This is a genomic window from Massilia sp. PWRC2, from assembly GCF_049896725.1.
In the GTDB taxonomy this organism is placed as follows: Bacteria; Pseudomonadota; Gammaproteobacteria; order Burkholderiales; family Burkholderiaceae_D; genus JAFCUW01.
Genome location: NZ_JAFCUW010000013.1, coordinates 48,695 through 75,305 on the forward strand (window position 1 = coordinate 48,695; position 26,611 = coordinate 75,305).

The following is a 26,611-nucleotide window of genomic DNA, read 5'->3' on the forward strand; positions in this document are numbered from 1 at the left end:
GCAAAAAATATCGATATCATTCGTTACGCCGTAACGAATGATACTCCCATGTAATGTCGTTGGCCTCCTGCCATTGCTGGAACAGATTCGACTAATCGCAAAGTCGAGGTCGTTCACCTGCTATATGACATCGGCGAAGAAATCGCCTCGACTTGCCTCGGGGCCGGAATTGACGAAAGTATCTTGGCGTTACTGCGTAACCGATGCGTGAAGCACAGCGGTGAACCTGACATGCCAATCCTGTCCCTAAATCAGATTTTTGACATCTGGGATCGGGTTGAATTTAAACCCAGGAATGCCTGAAGTTGTCGCAGACGGTTTTTTGTCCGCGTTCGCAATCGCGGTAGCGGCGGCGCCCAGTTGCGGAGATCGACGCGCGGCCGTCTTGGTTTTGCGCGCAGGCTGCACGTAGCGATGAACATATTTCAAAAAGGTATCGTAGCAAATATCTATGTGCTTCCCGTCGCGCAAAAATTCATGGATCGTCGTTGCCGAATAGCCATCGTCCAATCGTGCTTTCACGAGGTCACGCACAGCCAGAAACGCCGCAACGTTGGCATCGGGCTTCTTCATTCCTTTCGCTTTGATCCAATCTTCGAGATTCTCAACATATTTGCTATCCATAATTATTGCTCCTGAAGTCTTTCCCTTGGCGTCATTGGTTTCCGGTCCTTTCTGATCATCGGACACATACCACGTACATCCAAGCGGTTTCCGACGCATGTTTGGGCGGTTTCAATGACCTTTCCGGAGTCGCTACGTGGTCGAACCATCATAAAATCGAGCAGAAATCCCGGGCAAGATAGGTGAAGTAGGCCTACCGCTGCGCGGTCGTCCTCCCTCACGATTTCTTATTCGCACTGTGTGCTCAACGAAATTTCAAACGCCAAAACGCGGCTGCCGCCGATACGCCAGGAGAAGCGATGATTAACATAACGAGAAAGAGCACGCCACCGATCAAGGTCTACTGCCTCCCTCACGAGCGCGAGGAAATCAAGGTGCTGGCCGCAGCGTCCGGCAAGACAGTATCGAGCTACCTTCTAGCGGTGGGATTGGGCTACCGGACCAAAAGCATCCTCGACAACCGCCGCATTGAGGAGCTTGTGAAGATTAATGGCGATCTAGGCCGCCTCGGCGGCCTGCTCAAGCTTTGGCTTACAAATGACGAACGAACCGCCAAGTTTGGTGAGTCGACGATTCGCGCTGTGCTATCCAAAATCACCGACACGCAAGAATCGATGCACGAGGTTATACGGAAGGTTGTGTTGCCGAAGTCGTGAGGGCGGAGCTGGGTGAGACTGAGTGTCCAAGATAATTGGATTTATACGATATATATCAAAAAAATGGCTCATGACTTCGTTATGCTGTAACGACGGACGGTTCTTTTCAGTGTGCAGGAGGGAAGATGGCAAAGACGACAGCAGAGAGGCAGGCAGCTTATCGCGCTCGCCAAGCCGGCGCGGGTACGCATGGTGATGGGCAGCGGCGGGTCAGCATGTGGCTGAGCACCGGTGCCGCGTTGGCGCTGGCGCGGCTGGCTTGCCGTTACGAAGTAACGCAGCGCGAGCTGGTCGAGCGTATGCTGCGCGCCGACGATGAGCGAGTGCTGGCAACATTGCAGATTGATTCGCCGGAATGGGATCAGTATTTTTCAAGAAAACGGATTGACGTTACTGCGTAACGGGCGTCGAAGAGGAAATCCTCTGGTCTAACAAAGGCGGAGTTGGTCCGGGCGTTGTCGATCAGCCGCGGCGACGACATGGCTACCAACACGCGCGAAAATTTCGATTGCCAATGCGGTTGAATTCGCGTAACTTCAAGTTGCTCAGGACTTGCAGCATCCTGACCACACCAGACAAAGTCGGTGCATCGCCTGTTCGGATAACCGACGGCGCCTGTGTGCGGCCTAGCTTGCCTCAGGGATTTGCTTGATAAAACGAGTGATCCTATGACCCCAAGTAAACGAATCAAACTCCGGCAGTCGGCCGCCATTAAGCAGAACCAACTTTGCTTTTACTGTTGCTTACCAATGTGGCACGAGGATAGCGAAGTATTTTCACGCGAGTACCGAATTCCAAAACGGTTTACCAGATATCTTCGGTGCACGGCGGAGCATTTGGTCGCTCGACAGGACCACGGTGCGGATGCCGCCGACAACATCGTTGCAGCGTGCTTATGGTGTAACTCAATGCGGCATAAAGGGCGCTCCCACAAAGCTCCCGAACCCAATATATATCAGGCCCAGGTGCAACGACTCGTTTCGGCGGGGCGATGGCACCCGCTGGCGGCTAGCGCGCGTTGTCGATCACTGCGACAACTTGTGCGGGCGTAAATAGCTTCAGAAATGGCATGGCGTGAATCGATGGGACTTGGCGGTTAAGTGTTACTCGCGGCGGTATGTGCGAACTCAGTGGCACTCGTTTTAACTGGCGCTTCCCATGCTCGCAATCCCAGACCCCAAGCGAGCCGGCTGCGATGGAATTTCACCGCATCGAGAACGTCGACTGTCCCAGGCTTCCCGATCGGCAAGGGCAGGGTCTGCACCGCCTCCACGAAAAAGCTCTGGCTTGCATTCTCACCCTTCGACTGAAGCGCGCCACCCCACCAATCGACGATGATGTCGCCCGCCCGTAAGCGGTAAGCCAGCGGCGTCCTATCCGTTCAGCGAGCTGATCGGCAAAATCTCCTTCATGTTCAACACGATGGAGACGGGTCATGACGAAGATGGTTACCAAGCGATCGAGCAGGGAAGCAGAATGGCGTTTGCGGCTGGCGCGGTTTGCGGCAAGCGGTTTGCCCGTCAGGCAGTTCTGCGAAGCGGAAGCGGTTTCTAACGCGACATTTTATAGCTGGCAAAAGAAGCTGGGCAAGGCAGTCGCGACGTCGCTGGGCGCCGGCTTCATCGACGTGGGTCCGATGCCGCCGGCGCCGCCGCGTGCACCAGTGAAGGTTGTGCCGGCGAGTGCTGCGCTGGAAGTGCGCCTTGAGCTGGGCCACGGCCTGGTCTTGCACATCGTGAGGCACTGATGTTCTTCCCCGAGGGACAAATCCGTGTCTTCGTTTATGGCCAGCCGGTCAGCATGCGCCTGTCCTACGACGGCTTGTACGGGCTGGCGAAACACACGATGCAGCTCGATCCGCTGTCGGGCCATCTATTCGCATTCATCAATCGCCGTGCCAATCAGATCAAGGTCCTTTACTTCGACCGCAGCGGCTGGTGCGTATGGTCGAAACGGCTCGAACAGGGTCGCTTGTTGAGCCACTGGAACAGCGTCAGCACGCGCGAAATGGACTGGACCGGCCTGAAACTTCTGCTCGAAGGAATCGAGCCAAAAATAGTCCGGCGGCGCTATCAAAAACCGATGTCGACCACGCAAAATGGGGCCACAAATGCGGGCGTTTAAATTACAATTTAACCATGCCAGCCGACCTCGACACCATCCTCGCCACACCCGCAGCAGCGCCCGCGCGCACGCCTGCGCAACTGGCCGAACTGGTGGGGAAACAGGAGCGCGAGATCGTCAATTTGCGGCGCCAGGTCGCATGGTTCCAGCGCCAGATCTTCGGTCAGAAAACCGAGAAGCGCGGACTCGAACCGGACGGCGTCCAAGGCGTGTTGGGCATCGGTTTCGACGCTGTGCCGGGCACGCCGTCGCCAGGCCCAAAAGTGACGGTGGCCGGCCACGAACGCAAGAGCAAACCGGCGCTCGACGGCGCCGACGAATCGACCCTGTTCTTCGACGAGAAACGCGTCCCGGTGGAGGTGATCGCCGTGCCCAACCCGGAGATGGAACTGCTTGCGCCGGACGAATACGAGGTAATCGGCGAGAAGGTTACGCATCGGCTGGCGCAGCGTCCGGGCAGCTATGTCGTGCTCAAATACGTGCGCCCGCTGATCAAGCGGCGCGACACGCAGGTGCTGTCATGTCCGCCAGCGCCGGTCGGCGTGATCGACGGCAGCCGGGCCGACGTCAGCTTCGTCGTCGGCCTGCTGATCGACAAGTTCGATTACCACCTGCCGTTTTACCGCCAGCATCGCCGACTCGTCGACGCCGGTATCAAGGTCAGCCGGCCGTGGCTGACGCAACTGGGGCAGGCGGCGGTGGCCCTGCTCGAACCGATCTACGATGCCCAGCTCGACTCGATCCGCACCAGCCGGGTCAAGGCGATGGACGAGGTGCCGATCAAGGCCGGCCGGTCCGGTCCCGGCAAGATGAAAACCACGTACTTCTGGCCGATCTACGGCGAGCGCGACGAGATCTGCTTCACGCACTCGCCTGGGCGTTCGGGCCAGCACGTGCGCGACATGCTGGGCCTGTCGCCACCGGACGGCGCCGTGCTGCTCAGCGACGGTTACGCTGTCTACGCCAGTTACGCCAAACAGGTCGGCCTGACGCATGCCCAGTGCTGGGCGCACGCGCGCCGGGAAGTGTTCGAAGCGAAGGACATCGAGCCGGCGCATGCCGAGCACGCACTGGCGCACATCGTCGCGCTGTACGCGGCCGAGGAACATATCGGCCAGCACGACCTACAGGGCGCGGCCAAGCTGGCCTGGCGCCAGGCTCACGCCAAGCCGGTTGCCGTACGTTTCTTCAAATGGGTCGACCAGTACATCGAGGCGCAAGGTTTCCTGCCAAGCAGCCCGTTCACGAAAGCGCTGAACTATATCCTCGAGCGCCGCGACGGCCTGTGCGTGTATCTCGACGATGCAGATGTGCCGATCGACACCAACCACCTCGAACGGGCGCTACGGGTGATCCCGTTGGGCCGGAAGAACTGGATGTTCAGCTGGACCGAAGTGGGCGCCAAACACATCGGCATCGTCCAGAGCCTGCTCGTGACATGTCGCCTGCACGACGTCAACCCGTACTACTACTTGGTCGATGTGTTGCAGCGCGTCGATCAGCATCCTGCCGCGCTGGTCGAGCAACTCACGCCGCGCATGTGGAAGACCATGTTCGTCAGCAATCCGCTGCGTTCCGACATGTGCGAACGCCAGCCGCGTCAATAACGTCGTTCAGTTACCGCTTACGCCCGCCCGTTTTAGCGCGCTCTCCGTGACTAGGCGATTCGACTTCTGAATGTTGATTGGCTTCGATGCCGGCATCAGGTTCCAAGCATCGCCGCAAGGCCAGGCGGCGAAGGGGAAGCAATGATCGATGTCGTAATCATCGCGCAAGCGCTGATCGGACCAGACGCAATATACCGGCTTTCCGCTAGTGTGGTGAGTCAGAAATTCGTTGATCAATAAATATGTCGAAATCGCTGCGAGACAAGGAGCAAAGCACAGACAGACCGAGGCCTGGCGAGCATTTGAGACGCAGTATCGCTGCGATTCTCGGCATATTTATTCAACGAATTACTGACTCACCACACTAGCGCGCATGTGTGCAACGGCCTCGCGCGATCCGCGTGTCAACCTCGTGGTCGGCCCGGATGAGCAACGAATACGCAAGCTGGCGCACAGGCAGTGGGGCCCGGGGGCATGGGGCCAAGCGTCAGGATTCACAAACATACATGGGTTCGGTTGCGAAATGGAGGGCCGGCATCGCGGCAAAGCGAGCTTATGTATGTTTGTGAGACCTGCCCCTCAGCTTTGCTTTCGCGGCGCATTTTGGCTGGCGCGCCGTCTACGCATGCGCGGCGCTGGCGATGGTGGCGGTTGCCATCATGCTTTCCCGCTTGCTACCGCGCGTCAATCCCACTTGCGCCGGCAGCTATGCCGCCTTGATGCGTTCGCTCTTCGCACTGCTGCGCGAGGAGCCGATTGTCCGGCAGACCGCCTCGATCGCGGCATTGCAGTTCGCCGCATTCAGCGCGTTCTGGACAACCCTGGCGTTTTATTTGCACAGCCTCGATCCCGCATACGGCAGCGAGACCGCTGGGCTGTTCGGGCTGGTCGGCGTTGCCGGCGCGCGCGCATCGTATGTCGTCGGCAAGCTGTCCGTTGCCTACGATCCGCGCGGCGTAATTCTGGCCGCCAGCATCGTCTTCATCGCGGCATGGCTGCTGCTGACCTGGCAGGGCGCCAGCATCGGCGGCCTGGTCATCGGCGTGGTCCTGCTCGATCTTGGCATGCAAAGCGCCCACGTCTCGAACATGGCGCGCAACCTGGCGGTGCGCAGCACGGCGATGAGCCGCGCCAACACGCTGTACATGACGATCCGATTTGCAGGCGGGGCTATTGGCGCGACGCTGGGCAATTATGCGTGGAGCCAATGGCATTGGCCGGGCGTGTGCGGAGTGGGATTTTTGTTTGCCGGCGCGGCTGTTCTACCGCAGCTTGTCGCAGCAAGTGCGAGGGCTTCGTCAAGTCCGAGAAACCGACACGAACAGAACGGTACTGGGTTCGAAAGCCAGCGTAACGACTGACGTTGTGTCCGTTTTCGACCTGACCCTCTGCGCCCTCCTTTGAACGGCGGCGTCAGCGGCTGAAATATTGCAGAATTTGTATCCCGCCCTGTTGTGGTGGATATACAATCAGGCACCCTGATTGGCAAAGCATCGTTGTCCTCCGATCACCAGCGCGCCCAAACTCTGCGTGGCCGTAATGTATCGAGTGCGCCAATCTGGAGAGGCGCCGACTCGAATTTTTCCGCACTTTATTTCGTCAAAGGATTCCATGAAGCCAGCACGATGCTCTTCCTTAGTCGCGGCTTTGCTGCTGATGATTTGCAGCGCGCAGGCGCTCGCTGTGGCGCCACCGCGCGCCGTGATGGCGGACCCTGTCCGCGACGCCAAGCATCCCGCCGCAAATCAGCAGATGCTGATCCCCAGCGGCGGCGTGGGCATGAACGCCGTGCTGCTGCAGGCATCGGGAAGCGGTCCGCAACCGACGCTGGTATTGCTTCACGGCTTACCTGGCAATGAGCAGAATCTGGATCTGGCGCAGGCGGTCCGGCGCGCCGGGTGGAACGTGCTGACGATGCACTATCGTGGCAGTTGGGGCGCGCCCTGCACTTTCAGTATCGCCGGCGCGATCGAGGATGCCGAGGCGGCAATGGCCTTCCTGCGCCGGGCCGACAATGCGGCGAGATACGGCATCCATACGCGCCGCCTGTTCATTGGCGGCGATAGCATGGGCGGCTTCGCCGCCGCACGCTATGCGGCGGCGCACCCGGACGTGCCGGGTGTGGTCTTGATCGATGCGTGGAACGCGGGCGCGGACGGCAAGGATTTGCTCGCTCATCCCGAGACGCGGGAGAGCGCCATTGCGGAGATGGGCGCCGACTTCGGCAACAGCCTGTCCGGTACCGACGCGACAAGCCTGGTCGACGAAGTGGCGGGGCACGGCGAGAGTTGGGATCTACGGTCAATGGCAACGGCGCTCGCACAGCCTCCTATGCTGATCATCGGTGCCGCGCATGGCAACCAGCGCAGAACAAACAACTCGCCGATACGATCCGCGCCCAGCACGGCGGCAAGCTCACCAGCATGACCATCGACAGCGACCATAGTTTCGCCGACCACCGCATCGCGTTGTCGGCAGCGGTGGTCAGCTGGCTGCAAGGTAGGGTAGCGATCAAAAAGTAGCGGTCATGCCTTAGCGGCTGAATGGTTGCAGTTTTCGATTTGGCTGACCCGGCCAGGACAGCCTTTCAGAGAGCGGGGTCAAGTCCGAAAACGGACACGAACAGAGCAGTACTGAGTGCGAGAGCCCACACAACGGCTGACCTTGTGTCCGGTTTTCGGACTTGACCCTCTTGTTCCTACTCTTGTTCCTACTCTTGTTCCTACTCTTGTTCCTATTGTCTGTTTAGCCCCTTTTCAACTACATTTTTTCTGAGCTTATGAACGCGAAATCTACTAACCCTGGAAATGCCGCCAAAGAGACTGAAGTGGTGCGGGCGTCCAGAGATGGCGACCAGTTCCACTATCACTGGGCCGCACGCCACTGTCTCTCGCTTTTGCCTGGCGTGAGCGACCTCGTGGCTATCTCGATTGAAGGTCCGTCTGAAGCTGAGGGCCCTGAGTCTACCAGCGAAGGCGACGAAATAATTGACGTCGGGTTCTACTATGGCAGCGAAAGCCTAAAGAAAGCGCGTCTTGTTCGCTATGTACAGTTAAAGCACTCTACGAAGCGTACGCATGAACCCTGGACAGCAAGCGGCCTCGGAAACACGCTCAAAGGATTTTCAAAAAGGTTCAAGAAGCTGCTCGAAGTATTCACGTGGGATGAGCTAAAGGACAAATTGCGCTTCACCTTTACTACTAACCGCCCCATCGACCAGAAAGTGCTTGAGACGATTGCGGACCTCGCGGCAGTAAGACCTGCAAGGCATCCGGCGGTCAAGAAGATTTTTGATGACTGCATCACCTTGCTTGACGCAGAAAAGGCAAACTTTTTTAAGCTCTTCTCGGCCGAGGGGGGCGAGCCCGACCTATGGAACCAGCGCAATCTACTGTTCAAGGATACTGCAACGTACTTGACCGAAGCAGATTCCGACGCGCCTCTCCAACTCAAAGATTTGGTGACCAGGAAAGCTACAACCGAGTTCGCTTCTAACCCGACCATCAACCGCCTCGACGTATTGAGAGCGCTCAGAACCGATGAGGCAGACCTGTTGCCCGCACAGTGTCTGATTACCGGCCCCGCCGACGGCGCGCTTGCGCGGGAACAAGCTGCCGAGATTCGCATCAGCCTGGAGTTAGCTGCACATCCAATCGTCCTTCATGCCGAAGGAGGCGTCGGGAAATCAATTCTTGCCTGGCAGCTTTCCAGGTCCGTCGCTGAGGGTTCCATCGCAGTTCTTTACGATTGCTTCGGCGACGGGCTGTACCGAAGCACCCAACATTTTAGACACCGGGAAAAGGACGCCTTTCCCCAAATTTCCAATGAGCTCGCAGCTCAAGGGCTGTGCCAGCCGCTTATTCCCCTCCGAGGGTCGGACAGCAAGCAGTATATGCGCGCCTTTGTTACAAGACTGACCCAAGCTGTCTATGCGCTCCGAGCCAAAACTCCTCTGGCAAGTCTCTTTTTGATAATCGACGCCGCCGATAATGCAATTGTGGCGGGCAGGGATTCAGGGCAGCGGTCCTTCGTTCCCGACCTCATCCGCACGAAGATGCCAGATGGCGTAAAGCTGGTGTTCAGTTGCCGGACCCATCGGCGTGACTATCTCGGAGCTCCTCCGGATGCGATTCACGTCGAGCTTCGCTCGTTCAGCCTCTCAGAGACGGCTACACATCTACGGAGACACTATCCAGACGCGACCGATAGCGATATCGCCGATTTCCAGCGTTTAAGCAGCTCCAACCCTCGTGTCCAAGCGCTGGCGATGAGTTACAAACAGTCAATGGAGGAAATGTTGAGGGCGCTAGGGCCCACAGCCTCGACAGTTGACGGAGCCATCGCTAGCTTGCTGGCTGACGCGGTCAAAAAGCTCAAGTACCGAGAGGGGGAGCTCGAGGCACAGCAAATTGAACTAATTTGTCAGGGCTTGGCTGTTTTGCGTCCTTTGGTACCAATCGCTGTGCTTGCCGCGATATCGGGAACGCCCGAAAGCGCAATCAGAAGCTTCGCGTTTGACTTGGGACGACCACTACAGGTGAGTGGCACCAGTCTTCACTTCCTGGATGAGCCATCGGAGACGTGGTTCAGGGACTCTTTCCAGCCCGACGAAGAAAAGCTTGCGACGTTCTTGAGTCGACTGAAGCCGTTGGCAGCAACGAGTTCCTACGTTGCATCGACGATTCCTCAGCTCTTGTTGAAGGCCGGGCAACTCGATGAGCTGGTTAAACTAGCGCTCAGCTCCGAGGACTTACCCACCGAGAATCCGCTCGAACGCCGCGACGTGGAGGTTCAGCGCTTGACCTTCGCACTTAACGCATGTCTGCTGGAACGACGCTACGCGTCGGCGGCAAAACTGGCGCTAAAGCTAGCGGGCGAAACAGCTGGCGTTGGACGCCAGAACGAGCTAATACAGAGCAACACCGACGTCGCGTCCGCGCTTCTTTCTCCCGACCGCATCGAAGAACTGGTGTCGCGCCGTGCATTCCGGGGAAGTTGGACGGGCTCCCATCACGCATACGAAGCTGGCCTGCTGGCGTCCCAGCCGGAGTTTATCTCTGAAGCGCGAAGTCGCTTGAGAATGGCCGTAGACTGGGTGTACTCGTGGGCACGGCTGCCACGTGAGCAACGTAAGCAAGAGCGCGAGCGTGTTCAATCGAGTGATATTGCTGAAATTACGATGGCAAAGTTGCTCGCCGAAGGGCCGAGTGAAGCCGTCAACTTTCTCAAGGGATGGAGACCAAGGTCGCTGTCGATGGACGTAGGCACAATTTTGGCGCGTCGAATGGTGGACCTTGGAAGATTCGACCTTCTGGACCGCCTGGCGGAATGCGGCGCGCGCGATGTCTGGCTAATGCTGGGTCTGGCAGCAGAAGCGTGCGAAGGTGGTCATACTCTTCCGGCCAAGCCTCTGGAGACGCTCGTGCGCGCTCTAGGCAGCCGCCGCATTAAGCTGAGTGAGCCAAACGGGCCGCTTGCGAATTGGGACGTACTAAGCAGCGTCACTTGCGCGGTTTTACAAGCGTTAAAAGCGCTACCGCGTGAAGACACGACCTGGGCTGCCATCATACGTCGATATCTCCCAGAATTTCCCCCTTACGAGCTTGCCGCGCAGCACTCGACAGACAGGCCGGCGCTGTTGAGGGCATATGCATTAGAAGCGGCATTGCTGCACAGGCCACTGGCGCCCATGGATTTAGCTCCAAAGAACATCCGCGAGCAATTGGAGAAGAAACACAGCTATAGCTTCAATTCCGAGGCAACGGCGTTTGCCAACGCTATCGGCGGCCTACTGGCCTGGTTTAGCCTCGGCGCTGAAATAGCGTGCGGAAGAGCCGGAGCGAACGTCAACGTGGCCGCCCGGGAAGCCTTGCGTGCTACAAAAGCCGCCAAGTCTAAAGACTACAACAATGTTTTCAAGCTAGACCACGTCGCCGCTTTGGAATGGCTGCGGGCGATACGCGCCGCTACCAATTTCGACACCGCAATGCTAGAAGAGTTTCGGAAGTGGTTTAACGAGCGAGCTGACGGTTTTGGGCCTTCGATTATGACTGCAATCTGTCGCTTGGCAGCGAGAAATAAGGACCTTCAAAACTTTGCCATGGACGTGTCTGTTCGAGCTTATGGCGATTTAGAAAATCTTCGTGAGCAAGCCGAGTCAAGGCTTGAATCATACGTAGCTCTCGCGCGCGCCATTTTCCCGGCCAGCAAATCAGAGGCTCGTACCTATTTCGAGCGAGCTGTGGAGATTTCAAGCCAGGTCGGACGGGAGAATCCGAACCGGTGGGGCGCCCTTCTCTGTTTGGCCGAGGCAAGCGGAAAGAATAGCGCACCCCGACCCCATTCGGCTTACAGGTTGGCGCGAGGCGCAGAGATAGCGTATGAGTACGTCGATAGAGACAAGCATTTCGACTGGCGTCACACCATCGACGCGTTGTTGAGCCTCTGCCCCGCCTCGACTTTAGCAATCCTCAGCCGCTGGAGAGACCGTAAATTCGGCAACGCCGACAGGCTTTTAGAAAACGCAATCGACGGCCTGGTGGGTCGCGGTCTGCTACCGCCGATTGCATCGATTGCGCTGTGCCCAATCGGTGACGAATGGTTGCGTGCCGACGAGTTAACAAGAGCGCTCAAAAACGAGCCCGACAAGGAAGTTCGCCGTCGAGTGCTCGGGGTCGGCTACCGCTATCTCAGAATAAGTTCGCCGTCTCAAAAGGAGCTGGAACAGGTTTCGCAACTTGCACACTCTTGCGACTTTGCCGCACCTGACCTGGACAGACTTCTAGCTGCCATTAAACACTCAAAAAGCGATGGCGGCTATATTGATACGACGTTCGTGACCGAACCGATTAAGACGCGCAATGACCCGGACTGGGATGTCCTGTTCCAGGGAGTCGACCTCACAAGCTCCGCGGCGCTTCGAAGTGCATATATGCTAGTGCGAACGTTCGACCCGCCTTATCAAATCGATGAGTTTTACCAGGAGGCGTGGCGCCGATGCGGTCCGGCCGGAGCTGCCGATTTCTGTTTAGCCATCGCCCAGTGGTCAGACGTCGGCAACTACGAATTAAAGCGTCTATTGGACTTATTTGCGGAGCAAACTACCAAGCCGGTTTCGTTGCGCAAAGCGATGGCGGTGGTGGCGCTGTCGGTATGCAAAAGGACGCCCGAGTGGGCAAAGCGGCACAGTTGGGGAAGCGTGTTTCCATATCGACAGCTCATCAGCGAAGGCATTGTTACCGACAAGCAGATTGTTGAAGCAACGCTTGACGGTTTCCTTGTCAAGGTCACGACACTTAGTGCTGAGGAACTGTTTCAGATGCTCGAGGCGTTGTCCTTTTATTTGACGAACGAAGAGGCCGACGAAGCGCTACATTTTGGATTGTCGCTCCACGAGCACGACCTTCGTCCGGAAGATGGAGACGGTCCGTGGAACGAAACCATGAAGCCGAACGGTGCCTGCGAGGACGCACTGGCCGGTTACCTTTGGGCCGCGCTTGGCTCGCCCAGCAGTGCCGTTCGTTGGGAGGCTGCACACGCAGTTCGAGCGACAATCGAACTCGGCTGGACTTCAGTTCTGACAGCGCTGGTAAAAGCATCCGTAGCTACTGAACCAAGTGCATTTGTTGACAAGCGGTTTGTCTTTTACGCGTGGCACTCCCGTTTATGGCTCAATATGGCCCTGGCTAGGTGTGCAGCTGAGCATCCCGATATGGTGTACCTCTTCGGCGATTTTCTCTTGTCGTCGGTCAGTGAAGAACACGTACTCGTGCGCCATTTCGCGGCACATGCGTTGCACGAGCTGCCGGAGCTTTCCGAAGAGGCAGCCAAGTTCGGTGCGCCGACGCAAATCAACGCCACTGCGCTACCACTCGTCGAACATACCTCTAATCGCGAGCCTGATGACGAGGTGGAGCCATCTGACGTCGTGACAGACGAGGAAATCGACAAATACTACTTCGGCATCGACATAGGCCCCTATTGGCTTCGTCCCTTGGGTGCAGTATTCGGAATCTCGGAAGGCGCAACTACTGCACGCGCGCGTAAAGCTATCGCCGAACGCATACCAGACGCGATTACAAAAAACAGCCACGATGCTCGTTACGCACATCGCGTACTCGACCACGAAAAGACGGGACACTTCCAAGGAAGCATGCCTCGCTTTGATGACGTTCGGGCATACGCCGCCTATCACGCGATGATGATAGTAGCGGCCAGGCTGCTCAAAACTCATCCAATCGGCAAGGCGTCGTATAGCAACCAAAACCAATTTGACGAGTGGATTGAAAATCGATTACTTACTCGCCAGGATGGGAGGTGGGCCGCGGACAGGCGCGACCCTCGCCTTACCGGCGCTCCCCCGCCTCCAGAACGATATGGGGACAAAGAGTGGCGGTGGCAGATATCATCCGATTATCTCGACGGTCTAATGAAGACGGACGAGAGCTTGCAGGTTTTGGCCGGTGAGTGGACAAGCGGCGAGAGGGAGTCTGCAGAGACCATTTCTATAACCAGTGCGTTGGTGCCAGAGCCTCTGTCGAGAGCCTTTCTCACCGCGGCGCAAACCGCCCCGGATGGCCGAGCTTATTTCTTCAAATCGGACGACGCCGAGAATTTAGCCACTAGCGAGGGAGCGTCTGGCCCGGCTTCGCATACGGACCGGACCTCGCACTTCGTGCTTCGTAAATGGAACTCTGACCAAGCGGACTCTTCTGGAATTGACCAATATGACCCCTGGGGCGAACGAGTACGTGTTCCAGGTGAAGCGCCCACTGCAGAGACTATTGTAGCAATGGGTCTGCGCTCGGTCGACGATGGTCGTACATGGACCACTGAAAGCAGTGCACTCCTGCGAAGCGAGACGTGGACTCAGATACATGGCTACGGTCGCGAAGCAGATACAATTTCCGGCACTCGTTTGAGCGCTAACGAATCATTCGTTAAAGAGCTTATGGCAGCAAATCCAGGGCATTGTCTTGTCGTGGGCCTAAGCGTCGAGCGACGCAGAAGTGGCAGCAGCCGTGGCTCTGATAACGACGAATTTATCGAATACCCTCCCCCATACAATCGTTTTTACCTAATTGACCAAGATGGCATACCTCGAACGCTCAAGCGCAGTAATTGAACTCGGCAAGCGGTTTATCGCCCAGATGGACCTTGACGGCGATGAAGTTAGTCAGTGGATGGCGCACGTGCTCGCCGAGCGCATCCACGACGCGGAGAACGCACCTGCCGCGGAGAAGGTCGCGGCCCAAAACTCCTGTGTCGACCTGATTTTTCAACTGTGGACTCGCCGCTTTAGCCTGCCGGCTCATGCTCGCCCATTCGCGAAACTGGAGCCGCTTTTGCAGACACTTGAGTCGCTTGACGCCAATAAGAGGCCACGATTTCGATTCATTGGCCGGCCGCGGCCTGAAGGCGCGCTCGACGAGAGGGTCGCCGAAATGCTTAGCTTAGCTACGAACGTAGATGACGCGGCGCGAATCCTGATTCAGTACTTCTTAGCCGCGGCGGCTGAGGAGGCTGCTGACGAGTCGAAGTCCTGGGTGCAGAGTGCGCTCGATGCCGAACTGGACGCAACGCTCGAAGTACGCATCCTCAGTTTCGTAGACGGCGGTCTTGACCGCGCAAGTGAAGAAGCGAAAGTTGTGCGGGACATGTTGGAGGAAAAGATATCGACGCTTGAGTCCTTTGCGTCTTTGGCGACCTCACACGCAGAACGCTTGAAAGAAAAGCTAAGCCAGATAACCGATAAGGTAACCGATGCCGAACCTACAGATAAATGACAGGCGCTCCTATCGACGTGCTACGGACGGACCTTAGTCGCCTGAAATCTCCTCGCCGACAGCGCAGATGTAAACGGCTTCCCAGCACCGTCTGCGGAGAGCGCGGAGAGCGGAGTAAAGTCCGAAAAACAGACACGGACAGAACAGTACCGAGAACGAATTCTAAGCCAACGGCCTGGCTGGTCTCCGTTTTCGTAGCTGCACAGCCGACAATGGTGAGATCGTCTCGCCAGCAGTGTCGTACACTTGCTTGCCCCATACTTGTGAACGGGCTTTGAAAAGCGCGTAATTTTGGTTTTTGCGCGCGGTTTCCCGTTGCGGCATGGAATTCACGGGCAGTTGCCGGCGCGTTGCGATTGACGAGTGGAGCTGGACAGCTGTACCTTTTGAGATTCTTGGGCGAGTTGGAGAATGCTGATGGAACCCATCGGACGATTCTTTCTGTGCGCATGCTGCCATCGGTAGACTGTCGTGTGCAGTTCCTGTGACCGCGGGCAAATCTACTGTTCGCCCACGTGTGCTGAATCGATGCGCTGCGCTTGCTTACGCGAAGCTGGCCGACGCTATCAACAAAGCGAACGTGGCCTTGCAAACCATGCTCAGCGTATGGTGCGATATCGCGCCAAGTCGGCAACGGGAGTGACGCATCAGGGTCCAGTTTCACAACCGGAAGAGGCTGCTTTGCCGATAGACGCGCCACAGCGCCCTTCGCCACGCCCGCCGGCTCATACTCACGCAAGCAGCGAGTTATGTTGCTGCCAGGTCTGTCAGTGCGCCTGCGCTGCCTTCGTGAGGTTAGGCTTCTTGGACACACGTCGTAAAGTGCGCTTTGCCCCAGTGTCTGCGTGCATGCCTCCCTGCCGACCGTCGATTTTCCGGCAGGGGCGATTTGAGCCGAGCGAAGGCGAGGTCGCCCGTTAGGGCGTACCCCTGCGTATGCTCCGGCGCTCCTCCAGAGCGCCCGGCCACCAGCCCCAGATAGGGACACGCTCCGGGCTTGCAAAGAAAAAACATGGTTGTTGCGGTTGAGTACAAGCGGTCGTGGAAAAAGCGCGCGCAAAACCCAAATTTACGCGCTTTTACAAAACCGCTAACAATACGCCAGACTCGCGGTTGCCCATTGTAATTATGGGTCGAATGGGGCACGAATGGGGGCACTGGGCAATCTGAACAGCGCGGTTTTTTGCTGGGGCAGGGTGACGTTCAAATAATGGGAGTCCCCCTCTCCGCCAGGAAACAAAAGCAAAAGGCCACCTCGAGTGGCCTTTTGCTTTTGTTTCCTGGCGGAGAGGGGCAGGGCGCCTGCGCGCCCTGCGTGGGGGATTCGAAGGTCTTGCCCCTGCCGGGGCGAACCTCTCCGAATCGCCCATTTGCCATCGCCCTGGCGATGGCGCGCCGGAGGCGCCAGCGCGCAGCGCAAAGCATGCGCCGCGAGGAGAAAAACCAAAGGCCACCTCGAGTGGCCTTTGGCTTTTGTTTCCTGGCGGAGAGAAGCAGGGCGCCTGCGCGCCCTGCGTGGGGGATTCGAAGGTCTCGCCCCTGCCGGGGCGAACCTCTCCGAATCGCCCATTTGCCATTGCCCTGGCGATGGCGCGCCGGAGGCGCCAGCGCGCAGCGCAAAGCATGCGCCGCGAGGAAAAAAGCCAAAGGCCACCTCGAGTGGCCTTTGGCTTTTGTTTCCTGGCGGAGAGAAGCAGGGCGCCTGCGCGCCCTGCGTGGGGGATTCGAAGTTCTCGCCCCTGCCGGGGCGAACCTCTCCGAATCGCCCACTGCTGCCAAAGTCCTGAGGAAAACAGGAGTCCGAGAGACGAAGAGATGCAGTTAATTTATACGATAGATACGATCATCCGCGTTGGCGTCTTTCTCTGATTTTTGAAACAGGTACGGATGGCATATCACCGGAGCAGTCGTCGGTGTCGTGGAAAGTAACAAGTTCGAAGAATCGTGCATAATCGACGCCACGCCGAACCAGCCCATTTAAAAATCGAACCCATGTCAATACATGTTAAATCTGTCGCTTTGAACTGTGCCTTTTGTGCAGCAGCGTATGTTGGCGTCGGAATGGTATCGATTACCCACGCATCTGACAGCGCCTATCGCGTGGTGGCCCGCCAGGTATTAAGCGGGCCTGTGCGCTGGGACTACCTGGCCGTCGATAGCGTAAAGCACCACGTATTCCTGACCCGCGGCGATCATGTCGATGTCTTTGATGCGACGACAAAGACAATCGTCGGGACAATTGCCGATACCGCTGGCGTGCATGGCGTGGCGCTCGCCAATGATCTCAATCGGGGCTACACGAGTAACGGCGCGAGCGACTCGGTGACGGTGTTCGATCTGACCACGTTTGCACCGATCGCCTCCATCGCGGTGGGCGGCAAGCCCGACGCCATCGTCTACGACCCGGCCAGCAAGCGCGTGTTTGTGGCCAACGCCAGGGACAGGACCTTGAGCGTGATCGATACGGGGACCAACCGTGCGCTCAAATCGATCGCGCTCACCGGCACTCCCGAAACGGCGGTGGTCAATGCCAAAGGATTGTTGTTCGTAGCGCTGGAAGACAAGAATGCCATCGCCGTGATCGACACGGCAGCGATGACAGTGCTGCGCCAGTATGATGTGGGGCCAGCGTGCGACGAGCCGGCCGGCCTGGCCATCGATAGCGCTACCGACCATCTTTTTGCCGGCTGCCACAACGCCAAAATGGCAGTGGTCGATGGCCGTACCGGCAAGCTGCTTGCCACACCCGCCATTGGCCAGGGCAATGACGCCACCGGCTACGACGCGCAGCGCAATCGTGTATTCGCCTCCAACGGCGACGGCACGCTCACGGTGATCAACGGCGCGGCGCCGTTCGGGGTACTGCAAACGGTGCCCACCATGGCACGCGGTCGGACGATGGCACTCGATACGACCTCGCACCAGCTTTTTATTGTATCGGCTGAATTGGCGCCAGATGCGCCGGCTCCCGCCAAGGGCCGCCCTCCCCTGAAATCAGGGACGTTTACGCTGCTGACACTGGCACCCGAATAATCGTCGCCGTCGCTCACCAGCGGGAGAATCAGATGCCATCGCCATCGCCATCGCAAAGCGCACTCGGAAAAGTCCCGGAGCTGACGCTGCTGTTTTGGATCATCAAAATTGTAGCGACCACTTTGGGAGAAACGGCGGGCGACGCGGTCACCATGTCGATGGACCTCGGCTACCTGGTCGGCACGGCCATTTTTTTGGCCATTTTTATCGTCGCGGTAACGGCGCAAATACGTGCTTCCCAATTCCACGCGCCGCTGTTCTGGTTCGTGGTTGTCGCAACGACGACAGCTGGCACCACGCTGGCCGATTTTTTCGATCGTTCACTCGGCATCGGTTACGCCGGCGGCGCCACCCTGCTTGCCCTGCTGCTGGCAGGTTCTCTGTGGTGGTGGAGCAGGGCGCTCGGCTCGGTCTCGATCAAACGTATTGCTTCGCGCCCCGCCGAAGTCTTTTACTGGATGACCATCATGTTTTCGCAGACACTCGGCACCGCATTGGGCGACTGGTTCGCCGATCCCGAAAAGGGTCTTGGCCTCGGCTATCAGGGTAGTGCGCTGGTATTCGCGGCCGGCCTGGCGGTGATTGCGGCCTTGTATTTTTGGACCAGGGTCTCGCGCACAGCCCTGTTCTGGTCAGCATTCATTCTGACGCGCCCGCTCGGTGCTGCCGTTGGCGACTTCCTCGACAAGCCAGTGGTCAATGGTGGCCTGGCAATGAGCCGCTATGCTGCAAGCGCCTGCCTGGCACTGTTTATCATCGCTTGCATCGTGCTGGTGCGCCAGCGCGCAGAACGCATCGAGAGCGATTGAGGCGATCCTGCAATAACAAAAGCGTTGCTACCTGTACTGCCTCGGCGAACACCCCATCACCCGCCGGAATGCGGTACTGAACGCACTCTCGGATGCATAGCCGAGCGAAGGGGCGATCGACGAAATCGGCTCGCGCGTGCCGCTCAGGCGGGCGCCAGCCTGCAACATGCGCCAGCGCGTCAGATAATCCATCGGCGCTTCGCCGACCCGTTCCTTAAAGCGCAGGGCGAACGTCGAGCGCGACATGTTCGCGCATGCGGCCAGCGTCTCGATGGTCCAGCGGCGCCCCACATCGCGGTGCATGGCGTTGAGCGCGAGGCTGATTTGCCGGTCACCGAGCGCGTAAATCCAGCCGACACTGCCGGCCCGTTCTTCGTTCATGAACATGCGCAATGCCTGCAGCAACATCAGGTGCGCCAGGTGCTGGGCGACCAGAAAACCACCGGGCTGCGGCTCGCGCAGCTCCTGCATGATGCGCTCGATGGCACTGCGCAGGGCGGTGCGGTCCGACTCCTGGCGGATGTGGACGATGGGTGGCAGGACGTCCAGCAGGATCTGCGCATGGCGACCGTCGAATTCGAAATAACCGCCGAGGCCAAACACCGCGCCGCCGCCGTTGAGGGTGACCACGCCGCCCTCCGGGAATTGCGGCATCACTTCCCCGACATCAAGGGAACGGGCATCGACCGCACTGCCCAGGCGTACCGCATTCTCCTTCGGCAGCAAGACGCAGTCGCCTGGTTCCATCAAGACGTCGCCGACCCCCTCGACCGTCAGCCATACCCGCCCGCTGAGCAGTGCGCAGCACATGATGCCCGAATGGGCAGGGAAGCGAATCGACCAGTCGCCGGCGGCATCGATGGCGCGGAACATGTAGCTCGCCGGTTGCAGGAGGGACAGGACGCTGGAGAGGGGATCCATGGGGAATTCGGACGATGGCGAAGATAATGTGGACTAAACGCTGTAGATTATACGCCAGCAGCTTGATACGATAGGCGCCGTTGTTGTCACCTTGCGCACTTACTGGAATCCATCGTCAGCTTGACCGGGGCGCCAACCCGCGCACCACCTTCAAGCCACCTTTTACCGGACAGGACCATGCCCCCTATTGAAGCACTTCGCATCGCCGTTGTCGGCGCCGGCAAGATTGGTAGCACGTTCGCTTTCCAGCTGGCGCGCGCCGGCCACGCGGTCACCGTGGTCGCCCGGCCCGCATCGCACAGGCTGGCGCAGCTGCAAGCGCAGCAGGCCATCGTCAAGACCAATGGCGAACGCGCCGCAGTGGCTGTCTGCAGCGCGCTCGACGAATCGCTCGCGTACGATCTGGTGCTGGTCACGGTATTGGCGCATCAAGTCGATCTGCTGATTCCCTCGCTGCAGCGTTCGGCGGCGCGGCGCCTGCTGTTCGCCTTCAACAACTTCACGCCGCAGGTGCTGCGCGACGCGCTTGGCCCGCTGCGCTGCGATTTTGGCATGCCCTTTGTGCAGGCCACGCTGGATGCGGCGGGCCGGCTGCAAGCGCAGATTGGCGCCGGCGGGCAGAAGACCCGGCTCGGTGCGCAGTGCTGGGTCGACCTGTTCAATGACGCCGGGCTGCCGGCCGTGCTGGAGAGCGACATGCTGCGCTGGCTACGCTGCCATGTACCGCTATGCGTCGCCTTCGAAAGCGTATCGGTAGCGGCCGTGCGCCGCGGCGGCGGTGTGTCGTGGGCCGAAGCGCAGCTGGTGGCGCGCGGCATGCACGAAGCGTTTGCGCTGGTGGTCTCGCTTGGCGCTCCCCTGTACCCGGCCGGCAAGGCGCGGCTGGCCGGCGCCCCGGTCTGGGTGGCCGGCGCCATGCTGTGGAGCGTAGCGCGCATCAAACCGTTTCGCGAGCTGCTCGCCGGCGGCGTCGACGAATGCCGCGCGCTGGTCGACACCATGACAGCCGCGGCCGAACTCACCAACCCCGCCATGGCGTGGGCGAATATCGCCGCCATGCGGCCCCCTTTCAATCCCCCGAGGAACGCTTGATGAATTATTTACGGTCTATTTCGTTTGCCTCGCTGGTGGCGATGATCACTGGCTGCAGTATTTCGACACCATTCAAATGGGTCGAGGCGCCAGTGCACGACAGCAGCGCCCGGGTCGATGACGACGTGCTGATCGCGCTCACGCACGCGCATGTGGACAGCGCCCAGCGCAAGCTGTTCGACGACGGCGCCAACCGGGTTTTGCAAAGCCTGCCGTCGCAACCAGGCTTGGTCGGCTATTCGGTGCGCAAGCAACTTTTTGGTGACGAAGTGTGGACCGCGACTGTCTGGACCGATGAAACGGCGATGCTGCAGTTCGTGCGCTCGCCCGACCACGTGCGCGCCGTGCGCGACAGCAGCAGTGCCGTGCGCAATATCGAATACGTCCGCCTGCATGTTCGCCGCAGTGCGCTGCCGGTCTCGTGGAGCCAGTTATTGCTCATGGCGCAAACTGCAGCGAGCCGGCCAGTGGGCGCGAGCGCCACCAGCAAACCTACATGAGTTTGCCAGTCATTCGCCGTGACGTTCTGCTCTTGCTCCTCTGCCTGCCATCAGTGCGAGTTGCACGCAATCGAGGACCGGTCCTGTGGCGGGGGCAGCTACGGGGCGCGTCAACGCAAGGGGAGCTTTGACAGGCGCTGCTTTCGCCGCATCGATCATGGCGACAATACGGCGGGCTGGTGGCAGACGAATAGTTGTTGGCGTGCAGTCACAAAGCAGGCTATTGCGGGCGCGACCGCGCTGGTCTAGACTCGGCGTTTTCACTCACCAGGCACACCCACCATGGACATCGAAGCGATCGATATCGTCGACCAGGCACGGCAGGCAGAACAAGCGAAATCGCGTCTGAATGCGCTCGTTGCCATCACCGTGGCGTTGCTGGCCACCTTCATGGGCATCTGCAAGGTCAAGGACGACAATATCGTGCAAGCCATGCAGCAGGCCCAAGCGGACAAACTCGATCACTGGGCCTTTTACCAGGCCCGCAACGTGCGCGAGGAAGTGGCCAGCGCCACGCTGTTGCAATTGCAGCTGGGGCTGGCTTCGGCCCCGCCCACGCTGGCCGCACCGGTACGCGCCGATTACCAGGCGGCGATCGAGCGTTACACGCGTTTCGTGGGAGAGCAGAAACACAAGAAGGAAGAACTGCAGGCAGCCGCCGGGCGCGACCAGGCCACTTATGACGCCGCCAATTTCCGTGACGACCAGTTCGATATGTCAGATGCTTTCCTGGCCATCAGCGTCGCAATGCTGGCGGTCACCGCCCTGACCGCCCAGCGCTGGCTGTTTGCCCTGGCGATGGTGCCAACCACGCTCGGGGTGGTGATGGGCCTGGCCGGCCTGTGCCAGTGGGCTATTCACCCGGCCTGGCTGGTTGCGCTGTTGACCTGAGCGACGGAGCAGCGTCTGCCAACATTCGCCAGGGAACAACCCGGTACACGCGACGGCGCCCACGATCAGCACGCGCCGGCCACGTCGTTACCGCTGATAACGCAGCCACACGCCGCCGCCGTCCTGCACTTCTGCCGAGGCCAGTTGCAGGTAACTCGGCTGGGTCCAGGTCGCTTCGGCCATTTCAAACGACGCAGGATGATGGCCGCGCCCGTCGATCAGCGGCAGGATCAGCACACTCACCTCAGCGACCAGGCCGGCATTGACGAACGAACCGCTGACGTGCGGACCGCCTTCCACGATCAGGCGTTTGGTACCGAGTTCGTCGGCCAGGGTTTGCACCACCTGCGCCAGATCGATGTCGGTTTTGCCGCCGAAAAAATAGGACACTTCGATCGACTGCAAATAGGCGAGATAGTCGTCCGACACCGCTTCGGTCAAGACCGCGACGACGTGGGAGCCGAGCGCTTCGTTGCTCTTCCAGGCGACTTTGCCGTGACCATCGATGGCAATGGCGTAGGTCGCCGCGTCGCGCCTGGCGAAATAGGGCAGACGCGGGATGGGCTCCTTCGCCAGGCCTTGCGGATAACCGTCGCCATGGGCGATTTCTTCCATGGTGGTGCGCCCGCAAATCCAGCCGTCGAATGCAAATGTTGCGGCGAGCTTTTCATACATCGCGCCCGCAGCTTTCATGAACGGCCGATCCCAGCCATCGGTAAGTGCATGGCCGTCGATGGACGACATCATGTGACAGATAATGTAAGGCTTCATCAAATTCTCCAAAACGACAGGTGAGCAAATTGCTCTTCAATAAAAAGTAAATCACTACTGCGGATGCGGTACGCCGCATGCGCTGCCCGGCTTGTGGCAGGAAGTAGCGCAGACGCCAGGCATGCAGGATTTGATACGTGGCATCGTTGCTACGCGCACGGGCTGGCCTGATGGAACCGGGCTGTCAAGCCCCGTCATCAAAGTCGGCGGACAGGCTCAGATCGCGTTGCATCGAGATGTCGCGCACACGCTGTTCCATGCGTTCGACCACGGCATGAAAACCCCAGGCACCGAGCACAAGATGCCTGGGCGCGTCGGCGCCTTGCGCAACTGTCACTATGGCTGCCGCTGCCCTGACGGGATCACCGGCCTGCGCGCCACTGGTTTCTTTGGTCCCGGCCAGCCGCTTGCCCGCCGTTTCGGCGTAATCGGCGATCCGGTTGGCCGTCTGGCGAAGCGACCGGCCCGCCCAATCGGTGCGAAAGGGGCCAGGCTCGATGCAGGTCACGCCGATCCCCAGCGGCAGCACTTCGGCACGCAGCGCATCGGACCATCCCTCGACCGCATGCTTGGACGCCGCGTAGTACCCGGAACCCGGATAACCGATGAGACCGGCGACGGAAGTGATGTTGATGATGTTGCCGGTGCGGCGCTCGCGCATCAGGGGAAGTACCGCCCGCGTCATCGCAAACAGGCCAAACACGTTGGTATCGAACTGCGCACGAATTTGCGTATCTTCGCCTTCTTCGATGGTGCTTTGGTAGCCATAGCCGGCGTTGTTGACCAAGACGTCGATCTGTCCAAATTTCTCTCGAACGGCAGCAAGCGCCGCGGCAATCTCGGCAGAGTTCGTCACATCGAGGGACAGAGCGAGTACCCGATCCGGTGTGGCGCTTTCCATTTCTTTGATGTGACTGATATCGCGCGCGGTGACGACCACGCGCCATCCTCGCTGCATGATTAGTTCAGCCAACGCCCGGCCCAGGCCAGTTGAACAGCCGGTAATGAACCAGACTGGCGTATTTTCTTGTTGCATGCGTTCTCTCCCAAAGGATGTCACGCCCGCTGAGGTTCTTGCCAGCAGGGCGCGATGCGGATAGCCGCAAAGGTGAAAGGAAGTCGTGAGGAGGTGCGGGCAAGGTGCGCCCAAGGTGTTCTCGGTTGATTGGCCGAGCATATCACGATGCTAATTTTGGCTTGGTCGACGCGTCGTGTAGCGGATCAGGGGTCGCGCCAAGGCAATCAGTTGCCAAGTCGTGCCTGAAGCGCTGATCGTAAAAGCGTGCCATTCAAGACGCTATTGAATCCTCGCCGCCTCAGCGTCTCGCACAGCAGGCCGGCACCTACGACCGATAGTCACGAGCGAGAGTCAGAAATGCTCGCCAGAACCTGGCACCACAACCTTGGACGCAATGACAACCTCAAGCACGCGCCGGCAGGCATCTGCCTGCTGTGAACGTCCAGAGCGTGATACAGGGGAAGATGCTGCGCTCGAGGCGGCTGCCAGGTGCAAGGCGCACGACGCGCTCGTCGCGCTGTTCGCGCGGTCAACGCCCTGACCGCTTCGCAATCGTTGCAATCGCAGCGACCAGCTTGTCCAGCTGGGCAGTCGTGGTGTAGTAGGAGGGCGTGACCCGGATGCAGCTGCCGCCGGCCGGACCATCGCGCGCGACGGTGAGGATCTTGTAGTCGTCCGCCAGCTCGTTCGACAGGGCTGCGTTCGCTTCGAAAGAGGTGCGGCCACGCAGGCGCAACGAGGTTACGGCACCCGTGCTTCCCGCCTCATCCGGCGTCAGTATGTCGACCGCGGCCATCTCGCGCACTGGCCGCACCCAGTAATCACGCAATGCGCGCAGGCCCGCACTGCGCTCGGCCAGACTGACCTGGCTATGGAAGCGCAGCGCTGCGGGGATGGTCATGAAGGCCGCGGCATCGGTGGTGCCGGACAGCACGCGCGCGCGGATGTCCGAGGCGGGATGCTCACGGTTGCCCAGCTCGATGCCGATGTCCTGCAAGCGCGCCTGTGCGATGTAAAGAAAGCCCGTGCCTAGCGGCGCGCCTATCCATTTGTGCAAGTTGGCGCCGACAAAGTCCGCCCCCAGGTCAGCAATCTTGAAGTCGAGTTGGCCCCAGGACTGGGCGATGTCGACAATCACATCGACGTTGCGCCGCTTTGCCATACGCACGATCTCGGCCACCGGTGTCACCAGGCCGGTGCGGTGACTGATGTGCGTGAGCAGGAGCAGCCTGGTACGGGGATGACGCTGCAGTGCCTGTTCATAGGCGTCGATCACGCGCTCGCTGCTGGCAGGCTCCGGAATTGTTACGACGAACACACTGGCGCCGCGCCGCTGTGCCAGGTCTTCCATCGCGTACTGCATCGAGCCGTAATCGAGGTTGCCGTACATGACCGTGTCGCCGGAGGTAACCAGCCGATAATTGGCAATCAGGTTTTGCAGCGATTCAGTGGCGCCGCGCGTAAGCGCGATTTCGCTCGCCTGAACGCCTGCGTGTTGTGCCACCACCGCCCGAATCGCTTCATCGCCGCCGCGATCGAACTGGCGCCGCAGATACCAGGAATTGTGGCGGTTCAGGTACTCAATATTGCGCTTGTAATCGTCCAGTACCGGCCTGGCCATCACCCCGTAGTAGGCGTTTTCCAGGTTGACGATAGCCGGGTCGAGATCGTAGTGTCTGGCCAGTCCCTCCCAGCCGAACGGCTTGCCAAGGGCGGGCGCACTGCGTGCCTGCGCCGCAAGAGAGGTAATGCCACCGGCCAGCGCCGCCATTGTACGCAGCAGGTTTCGTCTATCGAATGTCATGGCATCGCTGTTCGGCCGGGAGAATGCCATCGAGTATAGCAACCGCGGCGAAGGGCGTGACAGCAGCGGCCAGGACACCGTGTTCAAGAGGAGGGCCAGGCCTGGTCAACGGGCGCAAGTGCTGCTGTCTCGTTCCCGGCTGCGATTCCAACATGGTCGCAGCCGGGCTTGCACTGGTGACTGAGACACCGAAGTCTTTCGTGATTTCTGCCAGCGTTGCGCTCAATGCTGCAGCGATCGCGGCGCGCGCTGCTACCGCACTTTCCGCCACGCTGGATGTTTTATGGCGCATGAGCGGCACACTACCAGGCCACCGCTGGCTTACTGATCGAGTTTGATCCAGGCCTTTATTTTATCGATCGTCTCACCCTCAATGCCGTTGTAACCATGGTACCCAAACGCTTCGCAAGGGTTGCCCATCGTCGTACCGCCCTCCATTGTGACGAGCGTTGTGCCAAAGTGCTCGTGACTCGATTTTGCCGCATCATAGGGCGTTACCCGACATCCGTCATTCTTGTGGTGAACTATTAATTGCCGGCTTTTAAGCTTGGTCGTGTCGAATCTTGAAATGTCACTCATTGATGAGGTATGAACAAATCCTGCAACTTTACCGTCAATTTTTTCCGCCAATTTCATCGTCGACGTTGTACTCCTGCTGGTTCCGATAATATAAATTCCAGCGTCAGCATATCTTCTTGATATATCTGAAATAATTGCAAGCATGCGCTCGGGATTGGCGGTCGCATCAGTCGAAACGACCACCGTTTCATCGTCGGCAAATAAGGCGCGCGATCGAATCAAGAAATTTCCGGCTGCCGAAAATCTGATTTTTCCATCCTCGATTTCCGGGTTCAGCGCACCTCGTTATACATAAGTCTTGGCATTGGCTCGGTCGCGTAATTTCTCCATCGTTTTGGCTGCAACGTAGACATCCTTCATTCCGAGCCAGATAGTCTTGACGCCGGGTTCGCCGTCG

22 protein-coding genes are annotated in these 26,611 nt (G+C 59.1%); 15 read left to right on the top strand and 7 right to left on the bottom strand.

What is annotated here, in order from left to right; genetic code table 11:
- Positions 1-246 precede the first annotated feature (246 nt).
- Positions 247-624: a TraK family protein gene (locus ACP7BZ_RS20995; RefSeq protein WP_426116789.1), complete on the bottom strand. Its 378-nt coding sequence runs from the start codon at positions 622-624 to the stop codon at positions 247-249.
- Between the two features lie 299 nt (positions 625-923).
- Between ACP7BZ_RS20995 and traJ the strand changes: the two genes are divergently transcribed.
- The 6 genes from traJ to tnpC all read left to right on the top strand — a co-directional run bounded on the left by traJ (position 924) and on the right by tnpC (position 5,011).
- Positions 924-1,280, top strand: coding sequence for a conjugal transfer transcriptional regulator TraJ (traJ, locus tag ACP7BZ_RS21000; protein WP_426116791.1), 357 nt, complete (start codon positions 924-926; stop codon positions 1,278-1,280).
- Positions 1,281-1,405: 125 nt separating this feature from the next.
- A complete protein-coding gene (locus ACP7BZ_RS21005; RefSeq protein WP_426116793.1) occupies positions 1,406-1,681 on the top strand; it encodes a hypothetical protein in 276 nt (91 codons plus the stop codon).
- Positions 1,682-2,029: 348 nt separating this feature from the next.
- The gene (locus ACP7BZ_RS21010; protein WP_426116830.1) at positions 2,030-2,332 is read left to right on the top strand and encodes an HNH endonuclease; all 303 of its coding nucleotides are present in this window, start codon (positions 2,030-2,032) and stop codon (positions 2,330-2,332) included.
- A 383-nt stretch (positions 2,333-2,715) separates the two neighbouring features.
- A complete protein-coding gene (tnpA, locus tag ACP7BZ_RS21015) occupies positions 2,716-3,027 on the top strand; it encodes an IS66 family insertion sequence element accessory protein TnpA (RefSeq protein WP_426116795.1) in 312 nt (103 codons plus the stop codon).
- Positions 3,027-3,404, top strand: coding sequence for an IS66 family insertion sequence element accessory protein TnpB (tnpB, locus tag ACP7BZ_RS21020; protein ID WP_426116797.1), 378 nt, complete (start codon positions 3,027-3,029; stop codon positions 3,402-3,404). The genes tnpA and tnpB overlap by 1 nt, the downstream gene beginning before the upstream one ends.
- A gap of 14 nt (positions 3,405-3,418) precedes the next feature.
- Entirely contained in the window at positions 3,419-5,011 is a 1,593-nt protein-coding gene (tnpC, locus tag ACP7BZ_RS21025) for an IS66 family transposase (RefSeq protein WP_426116799.1), read from the top strand.
- Between the two features lie 6 nt (positions 5,012-5,017).
- Here the strand turns inward: tnpC and ACP7BZ_RS21030 are convergent, their stop codons facing one another.
- On the bottom strand, positions 5,018-5,248 hold the full coding sequence (locus ACP7BZ_RS21030; protein ID WP_426116800.1) for an HNH endonuclease domain-containing protein: 231 nt from the start codon (positions 5,246-5,248) through the stop codon (positions 5,018-5,020).
- Positions 5,249-5,583: 335 nt separating this feature from the next.
- Here ACP7BZ_RS21030 and ACP7BZ_RS21035 point away from each other — a divergent pair, with 335 nt between their 5' ends.
- The 6 genes from ACP7BZ_RS21035 to ACP7BZ_RS21060 all read left to right on the top strand — a co-directional run bounded on the left by ACP7BZ_RS21035 (position 5,584) and on the right by ACP7BZ_RS21060 (position 18,638).
- Positions 5,584-6,372, top strand: a complete 789-nt coding sequence (locus ACP7BZ_RS21035; protein WP_426116832.1) for an MFS transporter — start codon at positions 5,584-5,586, stop codon at positions 6,370-6,372.
- Positions 6,373-6,622: 250 nt separating this feature from the next.
- Positions 6,623-7,438 carry an alpha/beta hydrolase family protein gene (locus ACP7BZ_RS21040; RefSeq protein ID WP_426116802.1) on the top strand — a complete coding sequence of 272 codons (816 nt, stop codon included), beginning with the start codon at positions 6,623-6,625 and terminating at the stop codon, positions 7,436-7,438.
- 352 nt (positions 7,439-7,790) lie between these two features.
- Positions 7,791-14,135, top strand: coding sequence for an NACHT domain-containing protein (locus ACP7BZ_RS21045; protein WP_426116804.1), 6,345 nt, complete (start codon positions 7,791-7,793; stop codon positions 14,133-14,135).
- Positions 14,101-14,796: an AVAST type 3 anti-phage proein Avs3b gene (avs3b, locus tag ACP7BZ_RS21050; protein ID WP_426116806.1), complete on the top strand. Its 696-nt coding sequence runs from the start codon at positions 14,101-14,103 to the stop codon at positions 14,794-14,796. The genes ACP7BZ_RS21045 and avs3b overlap by 35 nt, the downstream gene beginning before the upstream one ends.
- 1,944 nt (positions 14,797-16,740) lie before the next feature.
- Positions 16,741-17,829 carry a YncE family protein gene (locus ACP7BZ_RS21055; RefSeq protein WP_426116808.1) on the top strand — a complete coding sequence of 363 codons (1,089 nt, stop codon included), beginning with the start codon at positions 16,741-16,743 and terminating at the stop codon, positions 17,827-17,829.
- A gap of 32 nt (positions 17,830-17,861) precedes the next feature.
- Complete coding sequence (locus tag ACP7BZ_RS21060; RefSeq protein WP_426116810.1) at positions 17,862-18,638, top strand: hypothetical protein; 777 nt, start codon at positions 17,862-17,864, stop codon at positions 18,636-18,638.
- Positions 18,639-18,665: 27 nt separating this feature from the next.
- Here ACP7BZ_RS21060 and ACP7BZ_RS21065 read toward each other — a convergent pair whose 3' ends face one another.
- The gene (locus ACP7BZ_RS21065) at positions 18,666-19,559 is read right to left on the bottom strand and encodes an AraC family transcriptional regulator (RefSeq protein WP_426116812.1); all 894 of its coding nucleotides are present in this window, start codon (positions 19,557-19,559) and stop codon (positions 18,666-18,668) included.
- Positions 19,560-19,736: 177 nt separating this feature from the next.
- Here ACP7BZ_RS21065 and ACP7BZ_RS21070 point away from each other — a divergent pair, with 177 nt between their 5' ends.
- The 3 genes from ACP7BZ_RS21070 to ACP7BZ_RS21080 all read left to right on the top strand — a co-directional run bounded on the left by ACP7BZ_RS21070 (position 19,737) and on the right by ACP7BZ_RS21080 (position 22,042).
- Positions 19,737-20,651, top strand: a complete 915-nt coding sequence (locus ACP7BZ_RS21070; protein ID WP_426116814.1) for a ketopantoate reductase family protein — start codon at positions 19,737-19,739, stop codon at positions 20,649-20,651.
- Positions 20,651-21,151: an antibiotic biosynthesis monooxygenase gene (locus ACP7BZ_RS21075; RefSeq protein WP_426116816.1), complete on the top strand. Its 501-nt coding sequence runs from the start codon at positions 20,651-20,653 to the stop codon at positions 21,149-21,151. Before ACP7BZ_RS21070 ends, ACP7BZ_RS21075 begins: the two co-directional genes overlap by 1 nt.
- Positions 21,152-21,433: 282 nt before the next feature.
- The gene (locus tag ACP7BZ_RS21080) at positions 21,434-22,042 is read left to right on the top strand and encodes a DUF4337 domain-containing protein (RefSeq protein WP_426116818.1); all 609 of its coding nucleotides are present in this window, start codon (positions 21,434-21,436) and stop codon (positions 22,040-22,042) included.
- An 87-nt stretch (positions 22,043-22,129) separates the two neighbouring features.
- Here ACP7BZ_RS21080 and ACP7BZ_RS21085 read toward each other — a convergent pair whose 3' ends face one another.
- From ACP7BZ_RS21085 to ACP7BZ_RS21100, 4 genes are all read right to left on the bottom strand, one after another.
- Complete coding sequence (locus ACP7BZ_RS21085) at positions 22,130-22,813, bottom strand: dihydrofolate reductase family protein (protein ID WP_426116820.1); 684 nt, start codon at positions 22,811-22,813, stop codon at positions 22,130-22,132.
- 184 nt (positions 22,814-22,997) lie between these two features.
- Positions 22,998-23,849, bottom strand: a complete 852-nt coding sequence (locus ACP7BZ_RS21090; RefSeq protein WP_426116822.1) for an oxidoreductase — start codon at positions 23,847-23,849, stop codon at positions 22,998-23,000.
- Between the two features lie 511 nt (positions 23,850-24,360).
- Positions 24,361-25,713 (bottom strand): aminotransferase class V-fold PLP-dependent enzyme, encoded by a 1,353-nt coding sequence (locus ACP7BZ_RS21095; protein ID WP_426116834.1) that lies wholly within the window; start codon positions 25,711-25,713, stop codon positions 24,361-24,363.
- Between the two features lie 243 nt (positions 25,714-25,956).
- Complete coding sequence (locus tag ACP7BZ_RS21100) at positions 25,957-26,436, bottom strand: hypothetical protein (RefSeq protein WP_426116824.1); 480 nt, start codon at positions 26,434-26,436, stop codon at positions 25,957-25,959.
- Between the last annotated feature and the right edge of the window lie 175 nt (positions 26,437-26,611).

What these genes read in the sequence shown, in the direction of transcription:
- ACP7BZ_RS20995 (WP_426116789.1), bottom strand. Translation starts at nt 624, where the DNA reads ATGGATAGCAAATATGTTGAGAATCTCGAAGATTGGATCAAAGCGAAA.
- traJ (WP_426116791.1), top strand. Translation starts at nt 924, where the DNA reads ATGATTAACATAACGAGAAAGAGCACGCCACCGATCAAGGTCTACTGC.
- ACP7BZ_RS21005 (WP_426116793.1), top strand. Translation starts at nt 1,406, where the DNA reads ATGGCAAAGACGACAGCAGAGAGGCAGGCAGCTTATCGCGCTCGCCAA.
- ACP7BZ_RS21010 (WP_426116830.1), top strand. Translation starts at nt 2,030, where the DNA reads ATGTGGCACGAGGATAGCGAAGTATTTTCACGCGAGTACCGAATTCCA.
- tnpA (WP_426116795.1), top strand. Translation starts at nt 2,716, where the DNA reads ATGACGAAGATGGTTACCAAGCGATCGAGCAGGGAAGCAGAATGGCGT.
- tnpB (WP_426116797.1), top strand. Translation starts at nt 3,027, where the DNA reads ATGTTCTTCCCCGAGGGACAAATCCGTGTCTTCGTTTATGGCCAGCCG.
- tnpC (WP_426116799.1), top strand. Translation starts at nt 3,419, where the DNA reads ATGCCAGCCGACCTCGACACCATCCTCGCCACACCCGCAGCAGCGCCC.
- ACP7BZ_RS21040 (WP_426116802.1), top strand. Translation starts at nt 6,623, where the DNA reads ATGAAGCCAGCACGATGCTCTTCCTTAGTCGCGGCTTTGCTGCTGATG.
- ACP7BZ_RS21045 (WP_426116804.1), top strand. Translation starts at nt 7,791, where the DNA reads ATGAACGCGAAATCTACTAACCCTGGAAATGCCGCCAAAGAGACTGAA.
- avs3b (WP_426116806.1), top strand. Translation starts at nt 14,101, where the DNA reads ATGGCATACCTCGAACGCTCAAGCGCAGTAATTGAACTCGGCAAGCGG.
- ACP7BZ_RS21060 (WP_426116810.1), top strand. Translation starts at nt 17,862, where the DNA reads ATGCCATCGCCATCGCCATCGCAAAGCGCACTCGGAAAAGTCCCGGAG.
- ACP7BZ_RS21065 (WP_426116812.1), bottom strand. Translation starts at nt 19,559, where the DNA reads ATGGATCCCCTCTCCAGCGTCCTGTCCCTCCTGCAACCGGCGAGCTAC.
- ACP7BZ_RS21070 (WP_426116814.1), top strand. Translation starts at nt 19,737, where the DNA reads ATGCCCCCTATTGAAGCACTTCGCATCGCCGTTGTCGGCGCCGGCAAG.
- ACP7BZ_RS21075 (WP_426116816.1), top strand. Translation starts at nt 20,651, where the DNA reads ATGAATTATTTACGGTCTATTTCGTTTGCCTCGCTGGTGGCGATGATC.
- ACP7BZ_RS21080 (WP_426116818.1), top strand. Translation starts at nt 21,434, where the DNA reads ATGGACATCGAAGCGATCGATATCGTCGACCAGGCACGGCAGGCAGAA.
- ACP7BZ_RS21085 (WP_426116820.1), bottom strand. Translation starts at nt 22,813, where the DNA reads ATGAAGCCTTACATTATCTGTCACATGATGTCGTCCATCGACGGCCAT.
- ACP7BZ_RS21090 (WP_426116822.1), bottom strand. Translation starts at nt 23,849, where the DNA reads ATGCAACAAGAAAATACGCCAGTCTGGTTCATTACCGGCTGTTCAACT.